Consider the following 12,782-nt stretch of genomic DNA (forward strand, 5'->3'; position numbering starts at 1 on the left):
CTCGCCGTGTCGGAGGCCGGCCCGATCGTCTGGGCGTCCTGCGTCACCAGCGTGATGGCGCTCTCGTTGACCGTGCCGACCGTCAGCGACGGAGCATCGTCGTTGAAGGTGATGGTGAGCGTGCCAGGCGCCGTCGAGCCGTCGGCGTCGGTGATGACATAGCCGAGATCGACGGTCGCGTTGTTTTCGTTGTTCGGGCCGCCCGTATGCATGACGTTGTCAAGCAGCGTCACCGTATAGGCGCCGGTCGCCGGGTTCGTCACATGCACCGTGAACAGCGCCGTGCCGATGCGGTCGCCGCTGGTGGTGGTCGCCGTCAGCGTGTGGGTGCCAGCATCCCAGCTGTAGGCGACGTTCTCCTGGCCGACCGTGCCGGTCGTGCCGTTGAGCGTCGCGAACGAGAAGCCGTTGGCGCCGGCGCCGTCGCCGCCAAGGCTGCCGCCGAGCGTGCCCGAGAAGGTCGCTTCGTTGTTGTCGCCATCGGTGTTCGGAACCGCAATGTCGCCCGTTGTGCTCGCCGCATTGCCGCCGGCAAGCCCGTCATCGTCGACCGAGGCCGCGGCCGTGCCGCTCGTCGGCGTGTTGGCGTCGGTGACGGCAAAGCTGATGCCGGCCGTTGCCGTATCGCCGTCGCCGTCGGTCACCGTAAAGGTCGCCGAAGCCGCGCCCGTGCCGTTGACCGGGCTGTCGGCGGTGAAGGAATAGCTGCCATCGGCCTTGACCTTGATGGAGCCGTCGCCGATGTCGATCGCCTGCGAGTAGCCGTCCTGGCCGAAAACCAGCAGCGTGCCGTCGATATGGGTCACCGTGGCGCCGTCGGCACCGGCGACGAAGTCCAGCGTGCCGGTCAGCGTCGCGCCTTCGGCAACGTTCTGCGAGCCCTCGGCCGAAGCCGTCGGTGCGTCGTCGTTGAAGGTGATGGTCAGCGTGCCAGGCGCCGTCGAGCCGTCGGCATCGGTGATGACATAGCCGAGATCGACGCTCGCATTGTTCTCGTCGTTCGGGCCCTGCGCCTGCAGCACGTTGTCGAGCAGAGCCACAGTATAGGCGCCGGTCGCCGGGTCCGTCACATGCACGGTGAACAGCGCCGTGCCGATGCGGTCGCCGCTGGTGGTGGTCGCCGTCAGCGTGTGGGTGCCGGCATCCCAGCTGTAGGCAACGTTCTCCTGGCCGACCGTGCCGGTCGTGCCGTTGAGCGCCGCGAAGGAGAAGCCGTTGGCGCCGGCGCCGTCGCCGCCGACGCTGCCGCCGAGCGTGCCCGAGAAGGTCGCTTCGTTGTTGTCGCCATCGGTGTTCGGCACCGCAATGTCGCCAGTCGTGCTCGCCGCATTGCCATCGGCCAACCCGTCATCGTCGACCGAGGCCGCGGCCGTGCCGGTCGTCGGATGGTTGGCGTCGGTGACGGCAAAGCTGATGCCGGCCGTTGCCGTATCGCCGTCGCTGTCGGTCACCGTGTAGGTTGCCGAGGCCGCGCCCGTGCCGATCACCGGATTGTCGGCGGTGAAGGAATAGCTGCCCTCGGCCTTGACCTTGATGGAGCCGTCGCCGATGTCGATCGCTTGCGAGTAGCCGTCCTGGCCGAAGACCAGCAGCGTGCCGTCGATATGCGTCACCGTCGCGCCGTCGGCGCCGGCGACGAAGTCCAGTGTGCCGGTGACCGTCGCGCCTTCAGCGACGTCCTGCGAGGCTTCCGCGCTCGCCGCCGGCACGTCGTCGACGATGTTGACGGAGAGCGTGCCGTTGGCGCTCTGCCCGTCCTCGTCGGTCAGCGTGACGGTGAAGTTCTCGAACAGGCTGTTGGTGTCCTGGGCGGTGGCATGCGCCTCGTTGTCGTTAAGCGTGTAGGTGTAGCTGACCACGCCGGTGCCGGCGTCATAGCCGGTCACCGTCAGCGTGTTGCCGAGCGCGGTCGTGAACGAACCGCCGGTGAATGTGCCATTGGTGATGAAGGTGTGGCCGTCGATCGCCAGCGAGGCGATGCCGTCAGGCGAGTTGATGGTGAAGGTGCCGCCCTGGGTCGTGCTTTCCTTCGAAGTGTCGGAACCGGCCGACTCGTCGGGCCCGCGGCTGGCCAGGAGGTCGTTTTCATTCACGATGACGTCGCCGCCATTGGCCTCCGGCGTCAGGTCGCTGATTTCCGGCGTCGAGTTGCCGATCGAGATCGTCAGCGTGGTGTGCGAGGTGTCGCCGTCGCCGTCCTTGATCGTGTAGGTGAAGACGTCGTTGACGCCGCCGGGCGTGCCGGCGTCGCGCACATAGGTGTAGGAGCCGTCCGCGTGAAGCGTCAGCTTGCCATATTCGCCCTGGATGGGCGTATTGAGCGTGGCGGCATTGTCGACATCGGTATTGGTGTTGCCGGCGGCGACGCCGACCACCGTCGCGTCGTCGGCGCCCTTGGTGTCGGCGCCCGCCGCGTTGCCGTCCGATCCGCTGCCGTCCATGACATTGCCGGCGACCGGCGCGAACGAACCCGCTGCCACCGCATCGGTGTCGGCAACCGCCGTCGGTACGTCATCGATGATGGCGACCGCAAAGGTGGTGCTGGCGGTATCGCCGTCGGAATCCGTGACGGTGATGCTGAAATTGTCCGGAACCGTATCGTTGGGGTCGTAACCGTTGGTGTGATCGGGATGGGTGACCGACTCGGTCACCGTGTAATTGTATTCAATAGCGCCGGTGACCGGATTGAAGGAGACGATCGTGATGTAGCCGAACTGGCCCTGGATCTGCTGCCCGACGCCCGTGACGGTGACGCCGTTGATGACGATCGAGCCGATCCCGTCCGGCGCGTCGATGGTGATCGTTCCGGTGCTCGACGTCTCCGAATTGCTTGGCGCGTCGCTGCCCGGCGACTGTGACGGGCCGCCGTCGAGGCCGGTTTCGCTGGCCGCCTCGTCCGGCGTAAGCAGCGACACCGCCACCACCGAAACCTTCCTGTCGACAATGGATGGGAAGAGTTCGCGCCGGTCGAGCTGGCCGAACTGCAGGGCCGTCGGCGGCAGCAGGGCCGACAGGTCGAAGCCGTCGCCGATGCCGCCGGGAGGGACGGAGAAGTTTCCGCCCGCGCTATTCGGCGAGCCGTTTCCGGGTCCGGCAGAGATCGAGCCGTCGGCGCCGAAGGCAACGTCGACATGGCTTGCTTCCAGCGCCGCGATCAGGGCAACGCGCGGCACCTCGACTTCGCCGAGGATGAAGGTGGGCACATTGAGCGCGCCGTCCTTGATGACGATCTCAGATCCGTCGGGCTGCACGAGCACGAGGTTGTGGCCGTCGACCTTGATGTTGTCGATCGAGACATTGGCCGGAAGCCTGACGACATTGCTGGCGTCGGCCACATAATCATGCGCCGCGCCCGCCGGTGCGTTTGCCGCAGCCGCCGGCGCTCCATTTGCCGGCGGGTTCGCGGCAGCTGCCGGTGCTTCGGGCTGAACGGGTGCGCCGCTGCCGACATCGACCGGTACCGGATCCGCCGGCGCGGCTTGCCCTGTCGAGGCGGCCTGCGCGACCTGGATTTCCTGCGCCGGTGTCAGGCCGGCGTGTTCAGTGGAAACCGCGCGCTCGTCAAAGGAAGCTGAAACGTTGTCCGAATCGATGTTGGTCGTCATGGCTGGAAACCCCTCCGGTATTTCCCGGGAAGAGACAGGGACGGCCTTGTCTTTGCAACAGTCGCTCAATCTGTTTCATATATTATGATATAGTAACTTTGCTATTTTTTACGCATGGTAAACCTTCGCCATATAACCCGGTATACTAGTGCTTTTCCGGACCCGTTTTGGTGAGGGTCGGCGGGCCGGGTTTGGCAAATATAAGTATAAATAAGAATAAAATTTTAGATAAAGTAGATGAAATGAATTGCTGCAAACTTATCCACCTTCATTTCCAATAATTTGAGACAGGATTGATAGCGTCCACAGTCAAAGGTGGGCGTCATGAAAACACAAAAAGCTCTGCTGGGGAAAGCCGGACTCGAGGTTCTCGTGCTGGCGATCGGCCTCTGCGGGATGCCGCAACCGTCATCGGCGAGCGCAGCGCCGGGTGATTCGGCATTCACGGGAACGCTTGCGAAAGTGGTCCGGGCACCCCTCAGCCTGGGCGGTGTTTCGCTGGCCAGATATCAGCCCTGGCAGCCTGCGGCGTCATACAGGATCGGCATGGTCTCCGGTGCCTATGGCTTCGGCGAGGTCGAGCGTGCGGAGGCCGCGTCAGCGGCGCAGGGTGGCGCCGGCATTGACCCTATCCAGACGGCCGCGATCATTCCGGGCGTGTTCGGCTCGGTCGCGCTGTCGATGCGCAACTTCCCGGTTGCGGCGCGCTGGGCGCCCGTCTACCGGGCGATCGTCGACTGCTCGGCCGGCAGCGCATGCGAACGCAAGAACACCTCCTTCGTCGCGATCGTCGACGCCGCCAAGGGCAAGGGGTTCAGCGACAGGCTGGCTTTCATCAACACGAGCATCAACCGCCTGATCGCCTACCGGAAGGACAGCGCCGTCTATGGCAAGCTGGACTATTGGGCGAAGCCTTCGGAAATCCTCGAGCGCCGAGCCGGCGACTGCGAGGATTTCGCCATTCTCAAGATGACGGCGCTGCTGCAGGCCGGCGTTCCGGCGCAGAGCATGTCGCTCGTCGTTCTTCAGGACCGCAAACGGAAATTCTTCCACGCCGTGCTGTCGGTGAGTACCGCCAGCGGTGCCTTCATCCTTGACAGTCTCGGCAATGCCGTCAGGCGTGACAGCGATCTGCCCGACTACGTTCCGCTCTATTCCTTCAGCATGGACCGGGCCTGGATCCATGGCTCCAAGACCGGCGGCGCCGAGATGGCCGACATCAAGGGCGGCGTTGCCGCGGTTGCCCCCGGCGAGGGCCTGGAGCCGGACATGGTCTCCGCGATTGTGGCGCCGACCCGCATGGGCCCGCGCTGAACACCTTCCCGGCCCCTCCGGGGTCAGCCGCTGAAGACGAAAGCCATCAGCAATTCCGGCTCGGCCACCGGCGCGCGCGCCACGTTGAGCTGGCCACGGTAGCGGCGCTCGCCGACGCCTATGACGAAACCGGTATTCACGGGCGTTTCGCCATTGGCCTCGAGCCGGGCGAAGATATCGGCCACGTTGAGGTCGAGCGCCAGCTTCAGGTCGTGCCGCGCATCGTCATTCGGGCTCGCCGGCAACTGGCGCTTGACCAGCTGCTGGAACGGCGCGTTGAAAGTAAGGATCTTCTTCGACGACGACAGCGCGAAGGCCGGCGAAGGGCAGGCGACAAGTATCGCGGTGATCGTCCTGATCGAGGCAAGCTTGCGCAGTGCAAGGTTCTCCTGCGCCAGTCCGCGCATGCAGGCGACCCTGATCGCCGAGGTCAGGTTCCCCTGTTCGGCGTGGCTTTCGGCAATCTCGTCGACCAGCATGCCGATCGTGCACTTGCGGCTTTCGGCCATCTGTTTGAGCGTCACCCAGAAGGCGCGCTCGAGGCGGATGCCGCGGCGCACGCCGCCACGTGCGACGACGCGGAATTCCGGTCCGAAATCCTCGGCGGTCAGCGGCAGGAGCAGCCGCTCGCCCTGGGGGATGGCAGGTGTGATGCTATCGCTCACTCATCGCCTCCTCGCGTGCCTTGTTGATCGGCTTCAAGAGATAGGTCAGGATTGTCTTTCGTCCGGTCTTGATGTCGACCGAGCAGATCATGCCTGGAATGATGGAATAGGTTTTGCCGTCCCTTGCCAGTGTCGACTTTTCCGTGGCGACACGCACCTGGTAGTACGGTTCGCCGGTCTTCTGATCGACCAGGCTGTCGGCGGTGATGTTCGAGACCTTTCCCTCGATGCCGCCGAAGATCGAGAAGTCGTAGGCCGTGACCTTGATCAGCGCTTCCTGGTCCGGCCGGATGAAGGCGACGTCGCGCGGCGAGACCCGCGCTTCGACCAGCAGGGTTTCCGAGGTCGGGACGATGCCGGCGACCACCGCGCCAGGCTGCACGAAGGCACCCAGCGTGTTCAGGTCCAGCGTGTTGACGATGCCGTCCACCGGCGAGCGGATATCGGTGCGCGCCACCTTGTCGGTGGCACCGCGGATGGTCTCCTCCACGACCGAAAGCTCGGCCAGCGCCTGGGTGAGCTCGTCCAGGGCCTCCTGCTGCAGCTGCAGGCCGAGCTCATCCACCTGCAGCTGCGCCTCGGTGATCGCCGCCTTGGCCTTCTTTATGGTCTCGCCGGCGAGATTGAGCTGGCCGTTCAGCTCGGTCTGCTCGCGCTCGACGCGAAGCTGCTCGGTCCTGGCCATCAGCCCCTTCTTGACCATCGCTTCGACCAGCTTGGCCTCCTGGTCGCTGACGATCAGGTTCTTCGACAGGCGGTCGAAATTGGCGGTTGCCTCGTCCAGTTCCTTCTCGCGCTGGTCGAGGCGCGACTTGAGCACCGACAGCTTGTTCTCGAAGTTTCCACGCCGCGCAACGAGCAGCCTCTGCTCATTGTCGCAGATTTCCGGGGCGACCGACTGGATGTCGGCCGGGCATGGAAAGGGGCCGGCAATGTTGCCGCTTTGCTCGTATTTGAGCCTTGCGATGCGCGTCTGCAAAGCGCGCGCCTTGGCCTGCTGCTCGCCGAGGCTGGAGCTGTTGCCCGTATTGTCGAGGCGGATGATCAGGTCGTTCTTCTTGACGACCTGGCCGATCTTGACGGCGATCTCCTGGACAACGCCGGCCTCGCTGGCCTGGATGATCTGGGTCTTCGAGGCAGGTATGACCTTGCCGTCGCCGCGCGCGATCTCGTCGACTTCGGCGAAGGCTGCCCAGCCGACGAAAGCGACGAACAGCGCCGCTATGATGTATATCGAGGCCGACGCGAAAAGCGGCGGACGATCTTCCCTTGCAAGCATCTACCCTGTCCCAGTCAGGCGCTCGACTTCTGCAGCGCCTGGATGACTTGTTCCTTCGGCCCGTCGGCGACGATCTTGCCCTGATCGATGACGATGAGGCGGTCGGCCAGCTCCAGCATGCTGAAGCGATGGGTCGAGACGATCAGCGTCGTGTTTCGCTCGAAAGCCACCTTCAGCTGCTTGATCAGCTGCCGTTCCGAGGCAAGGTCCATCGACCCCGACGGCTCGTCGAGAAAGACGATCTTCGGTCTGGTCAAAAGCAGGCGCGCGATCGCCACCGCTTGCCTCTGGCCACCCGACAGGTTGGTGCCGCGCTCGCCGACATTCATGTCGTAGCCGCGAGGATGACGGGAGACGAATTCATCGACACCGGCGGCCTTCGCGGCCTCGATGATGGCCTCGTCGCTCGCCTCCGGCGCCGCCATCAAAAGGTTCTCCTTGATGGTGCCCGAAAACAGGTCGCCGGCCTGGGCGACGATGCCGACCGCGGCGCGCACCTCCGAGGGGTGGTATTGGCGGATATCGATGCCGTCGACCAGCAGCTCCCCCGAGCTCGGCAGGAAAAGCCTGCCGATCAGGCGTCCCATCGTGGTCTTGCCCGATCCAATGCGGCCGATAATGCCGACACGCTCGCCAGGCTTGACCGAGAAATTCAGCCCGCTCAGTACCTCGGTTTCGGAGCCGGGATAGACGAAGCCGACATTCTTGAAGGCCATCGCGCCGTTGCGGATCGGGCGATTGACGAAACCCACCGTGTCCGGCCTGTCCTCCGGCTGCGACATGATCGAGTTGACGATCCTCAGCGACAGCATGGCCTGGCGGAACCGGGAGAGCGTGATGGCGATCTGGCCAAGCGGCGCCACGGCCCGGCTTGCCAGCATGACCGTGCCGATGATTGCCCCGGTGGAGACATACCCTTCCGAGAAGGCATAGGCGCCGGCCACGACCAGGGCGACGGTCACCAGCTGCTGGATGGATCCGGTGATGTTGCCGGCGGCGGCCGAAAGCTGCTTGATCTTTTCCGACGTGTTGGCAGCGTTCTTGGAATGCTCGCCCCATTTGCGCAGCAGGTACGCCTCGGCGCGCAGCGACTTGATCGTTTCCAGCGTCGAGATGGATTCGACCAGCAGCGCCTGGCGCTGCGAGGCCTCGTTCATCGAGGCCGCCACGCGCTTGCCGATGCGGCGCTGCGTCACCAGTCCGACGATGATGGAGATCACGAAGGCAAGCGCCGGGATGACCACCAGCCAGCCGCCGATTGCGTAGATGACCAGCAGGAAGACGAAGACGAAGACGGTGTCGATGAAGACGCTGATCGTGTTGGAGGTGAAGAACTCCCGCACAAATTCATATTGGGTGACGCGGCTTGCGTATTCGCCGGTTGAACCGGGCCGCGTCGATAGCGAAGAGTTCAGCACCTTCTCGAACAGGAGATAGGATATTCTAAGATCCGCCCTGCGCCCGGCATAGTCGATGAGCGAGGCGCGTGCCGTCTTCAAAAGCAGGTCGAACAGGATGACTGCGCCGATGCCCAGCGCCAGCACCCAGAGCGTCGCGATCGCCTTGTTCGGCAGGATCCTGTCGTAGACGTTCATGGTGAAGATCGGCGATGCGATGGCCAGCATGTTGATGAAGATCGCCGACAGCACGACCTTCGAATAGGTGCGCCAGAACGCACCCATCGTTCCGGTTAGCCAGTGCCGGCGCTCGATCTTCGGCGCCGAGCCGACCTTCATCGCCTCGGTGGTGTTGGCGTAGGTGATCGAGAAGGACGCGCCGCCGCTGATATAGCTTTCGGCCAGCTCGGACTTGCTGATCGTAGTGCGGCCGTTTTCCTGAGGGGCGGTGAGGTAGTCGCCGCTGTCGATTTCCGCCAGCAGCGCGACGGGCAACTGGCTGACGCGGAAAACGATGGCCGGAAGGTCGACGCGTCCGCGCAGGAAATCACGATGGTTGAATTCGCTGACCTCCAGGCCGATGCGCTCGGCCAGGTGCCTGATATCGGCGATCTCGATGCGCGACTCCCCGATCGGGACCCCGGCAAACAGCACGGTCTCCGCGCTCGGCCTGCCGAGATACGCCGCAACGGCCGAAAAACAGGCCTTGAACGCCTCTTTGGGCGACAGGATATGTGGCTGCTGATTCACGACCCGCCCCGAAGGACCAGCGATCGACTTACATCGGCTGCTTCTTCCTGACTGGCGCGAGGATGTCGAACGGCAGATCGTTCTTCTGCTCCGACGGGGTCCGCGCATAGGTTTCGGTATCGGCGGTTTCCGGCACGCCGAACTCGGTTCGCGCATAGGCCGTCGACTGCTTCGCCGGCGCGATGTTCATCGTCTTCAGCAGCTCTCCCGTCGCCGCCAGCAGGCGGTACTGGGCGAAAAGCGAGGCGTAGGACGCGGTATCGGCCAGCGTCGCCGTGTTGAAGCGCGTGTTCTGCGCGTCGAGCACGTCGAGCAGCGATCTCTGGCCGACCTTGAACTGCTCGCGATAGGACCCGACCAGCCTTTCATTGGCGGCGGCCTGTTGCTTCAGTGTCTTTGCCAGGTCGGCTTGCCGGAAGCGACGGTCCCAGGAGGTGCGGACCGCTTCCTCGATCTCGCGCAGAACCTGATGCAGCGCAAGGCGCTGTTCGCTGGTGCGACGGATCTGTTCCTGCTCGTTGGCCTTGTCGATGCCGCCCCGATAGAGGTTCCAGCGCAGCACCACCCGCGCCTGCAGGTCGCTGGTATCACCGTCATTGCCGTCGATGTCGGTGCCGGCGCGGGCAACGCCCTCGGCGATGATCGACGGTCCGAATTTCGCCCGTGCGGCGTCGACCAGGGATGCGGCGGCGTCGATGTCGCTGTTGGCCATGTGCACGCGCGGATTGTTCTGCCGCGCCAGCCCGATCGCCTCGTCAAGCGAGCGCGGCAGGGCAGCGGAGACATCGCCCGGCCGCGAAGCATTGGTCAGCGGTTTTCCAACGGTCTTGAAGAACCGTATCTTGGCGGCTTCAAGTTCCTCGGTGGCTTCCTGCATGCGCGCCTTGGCGGCGAACAGCCGCTCCTCGGCCTGCTGGCGGTCGGCCTCGTTCAGCGCGCCGCCGGCGATGCCTTGCTGGATGTCGCCGAGAATGGACTGATGGAAGCCGAGGTTCTTCTTCGCCTCCGAGACGATCTGAGCCTGCAGCATGTATTCCAGATAGTCCTGGACGACGGACAGCCCGATGAATTCGGACCGCTCCAGCACCCGGAACGACGCGCCGTCGACCCGTGAGGCCTGACGGTTCAATTCGGCGCGCCTTGCGCCGCTGTCATAGAGCGTCTGCGAGACCGTCAGATCGGTTTCGGCCGGATAGAGCGCGTCATCCTCTATGGAAAGCGCGCGCCGGGATGGATTGTCGAGACGGCGGGCGCCGGCCGATGCTTCCAGATCGACGCTCGGAAGGTAGAGACCCTTCGCCTGGCGCAGCTCGAATTCGATCGCCTCGCGGTTCTGGATCGCCTGGCCGATCTCCGGATTGGATTCGACCGCGACCGCTATGGCTTCCTTGAGCGTGAGTGCGCTAGCAGTCCCACAAGCCAGCATCGAAACTGTCATGGCGAGCGCAATGCGCCAGCCAACGGTGACATTACCCGTCCTGTTCATTTCTACCCCGTGACTTTGTATCCCCGCGCCCGTGTTGTTTTTTTAGGCGCTCAGTGCCCAAGCCTGCCACCGGAGCTCTCCCACGATTATCTATCAAAATTTCGCAACGTGTGAGCGCTTATTCATTTGGGGGCCCGCCAAAAACGAGAATCCGGCCATTAGTTTCGCCGGATGTAGCAAAAATGGCACAGAAAGGACGGGCCGCTGACCCGCCATTTGGTGTGAAAGGAACGCCAATTGGCGTGAAAGGAGCAAAAGTACCCTTCGCGCAAACGAAGTACAAAACGCGGCGCACATAGAATCACGCGCTGGCGTCGGCCGGTCTTCCAGCACCGGCAAGGCAATGTGCCTCCAGCAAAATATGACCGTGGGCAGCAAGGGTTCAACCGCCGGCAGAATCGCGGCCTGAATACTTCTCGCAGCGAAGCCGGCCTCCGGTGCAAAGGCTTGCCATTGGGCCAGCCATCATGATGCCGTGTCCCCCGGTGCGACAACGCGCCATGCGGGTTCGGGGGTGAAGGATACAGCTTCGGCGCGCAGCGGCGGAGCGCATGGGTATGGCGTGTGCGGTTGCGTTCAAACTATGTGTTTCTGCGCTCGTTCCTGCCTTGGCTGGAGAGTCAAAGGCGCCGAAGGAAAACCGCTGCGCGCTTTTCCTTTAATTGCTCCAAATCCCAGAGAAATTGCCGCCGTTTTGCCGGTTTCATTGGCAATGGAGGGCGGTTGCCTGCTATTGCCGCTTCAAATAAAAAAGCATGGACGTTTCCGCATGACCAATGTCGCCCTGACCGGGCTTGCCCGCGATCTCGCCAGACGGGCCGCCGAAGGCCGTCCGGTGCGCATCGGCGTTATCGGCTCCGGCGAGATGGGCACCGATCTGGTGACGCAGGGCATGCTGATGCCCGGCATTTCGGTCGCGGCCATCTCGACACGGCGCCCGCACACCGCCCGCGACGCGATCCGCATCGCCTATGGCGACGAGGCCATGGCGGCTGAGGCCGACACCGCTTCGAAGGTCAGCCAGGCGATCGAGAGCGGCAGGATCGCCATCACCTCGAACGAAATGCTGGTCACCAATCCGCTGATCGACGTCGTCATCGACGCCACGGGAAAACCCGGCGTCGCCGCCGACTTCGACCTGATGGCCATGGAGCACGGCAAGCATCTGGTGATGATGAATGTCGAGGCCGACGTCACCATCGGCTGCTATCTGAAACAGCAAGCCGACCGGCTAGGCGTCGTCTATTCGGTCGGCGCCGGCGACGAGCCGTCGAGCTGCATGGAACTGATCGAGTTCGCCTCGGCGCTAGGCTACACCATCGTCTCGGCCGGCAAGGGCAAGAACAATCCGCTCAACCATGACGCGGTGCCCGACGACTACCGCGAGGAGGCGCTGCGCCGCAACATGAACCCGCGCATGCTGGTCGAGTTCGTCGACGGCTCGAAAACCATGGTCGAGATGTGCGCCATAGCCAACGCCACCGGTCTGGTGCCGGATGTCCCAGGCATGCATGGTCCCAAGGCCGACCGCGACGAGCTCGCCAAGGTGCTGATCCCGAAGGCCGATGGCGGCATCCTGTCGAAGAAGGGCGTCGTCGACTATACGATCGGCAAGGGCGTGGCGCCCGGCGTCTTCGTCATCGTCGAGGCGACGCATCCGCGCGTCATCGAGCGCATGGACGATCTCCATGTCGGCCACGGCCCCTACTACAGCTTCTTCCGGCCCTACCACCTGACCTCGCTGGAAGTGCCGCTGACCGCCGCCCGCATCGTGCTCCATCGCCGGCCCGACATGGTGCCGCTGCCGAGGCCGGTGGCCGAGGTCTGCGCCGTCGCCAAGCGCGATCTGGCAGCGGGCGAGACCTTCGACGCCATCGGCGAGACCTGCTACCGCTCCTGGACGATGACCGTCACAGATGCCCGCGCCAGCCGCGCCGTGCCCGTCGGCCTGCTTGAGGGCGGCAAAGTTCTGAAGCCGGTCAGGAAAGGCGAATTGCTGACCGCGGACAACGCCGCGCCTGACGAGACGACCAGGCTCTACGCCTTGCGCCGCAAGCAGGACGAGATGCTGTACGGCTGATCGAGTTTACTTCCCCAGCTCTATCGACCTCAGCCGCGCCGCTTCCACCGCTTCGGTCAAAAGCCTCGTCAGCCGCTCCTCGCCCATCAGCACGCCAAGCGCGGCGGCCGTCGTGCCGTTCGGGCTGGTCACCTGCTGGCGCAGCACGCCGGGGTCCTCGTGGCTTTCGGCGGCGAGCGAGGCGGCGCCATAGACCGTCTGCATGG

At 64.1% G+C, this 12,782-nt stretch carries 8 protein-coding genes; 2 read left to right on the top strand and 6 right to left on the bottom strand.

Going from position 1 to position 12,782, the window contains the following annotated elements:
- On the bottom strand, positions 1 to 3,605 hold a 3,605-nt coding region (locus tag EN781_RS10440; RefSeq protein WP_210213467.1), incomplete at its 3' end, for a VCBS domain-containing protein.
- A gap of 324 nt (positions 3,606 to 3,929) precedes the next feature.
- On the opposite strand from EN781_RS10440, the gene EN781_RS10445 reads away from it, so the two are divergent.
- The gene (locus EN781_RS10445) at positions 3,930 to 4,919 is read left to right on the top strand and encodes a transglutaminase-like cysteine peptidase (protein WP_126056482.1); all 990 of its coding nucleotides are present in this window, start codon (positions 3,930 to 3,932) and stop codon (positions 4,917 to 4,919) included.
- 23 nt (positions 4,920 to 4,942) lie between these two features.
- Here the strand turns inward: EN781_RS10445 and EN781_RS10450 are convergent, their stop codons facing one another.
- From EN781_RS10450 to EN781_RS10465, 4 genes are read right to left on the bottom strand one after another with little or no spacing between them, the layout of a single operon-like run.
- Positions 4,943 to 5,584, bottom strand: a complete 642-nt coding sequence (locus EN781_RS10450; protein WP_126056481.1) for a ribbon-helix-helix domain-containing protein — start codon at positions 5,582 to 5,584, stop codon at positions 4,943 to 4,945.
- A complete protein-coding gene (locus EN781_RS10455) occupies positions 5,574 to 6,863 on the bottom strand; it encodes an HlyD family type I secretion periplasmic adaptor subunit (protein WP_126056480.1) in 1,290 nt (429 codons plus the stop codon). Before EN781_RS10455 ends, EN781_RS10450 begins: the two co-directional genes overlap by 11 nt.
- A gap of 14 nt (positions 6,864 to 6,877) precedes the next feature.
- Positions 6,878 to 9,010, bottom strand: coding sequence for a type I secretion system permease/ATPase (locus tag EN781_RS10460; protein WP_126056479.1), 2,133 nt, complete (start codon positions 9,008 to 9,010; stop codon positions 6,878 to 6,880).
- Positions 9,011 to 9,038: 28 nt separating this feature from the next.
- Positions 9,039 to 10,496: a TolC family outer membrane protein gene (locus EN781_RS10465; protein WP_126056478.1), complete on the bottom strand. Its 1,458-nt coding sequence runs from the start codon at positions 10,494 to 10,496 to the stop codon at positions 9,039 to 9,041.
- Between the two features lie 769 nt (positions 10,497 to 11,265).
- Between EN781_RS10465 and EN781_RS10470 the strand changes: the two genes are divergently transcribed.
- Positions 11,266 to 12,576, top strand: a complete 1,311-nt coding sequence (locus EN781_RS10470) for an NAD(P)H-dependent oxidoreductase (protein ID WP_126056477.1) — start codon at positions 11,266 to 11,268, stop codon at positions 12,574 to 12,576.
- Positions 12,577 to 12,582: 6 nt separating this feature from the next.
- Here the strand turns inward: EN781_RS10470 and EN781_RS10475 are convergent.
- Positions 12,583 to 12,782: pyrroline-5-carboxylate reductase dimerization domain-containing protein (locus EN781_RS10475; RefSeq protein ID WP_281034368.1), on the bottom strand; the 200-nt coding region annotated here is incomplete at its 5' end.

It is taken from the genome of Mesorhizobium sp. M4A.F.Ca.ET.090.04.2.1, from assembly GCF_003999085.1.
Taxonomy (GTDB): Bacteria; Pseudomonadota; Alphaproteobacteria; order Rhizobiales; family Rhizobiaceae; genus Mesorhizobium.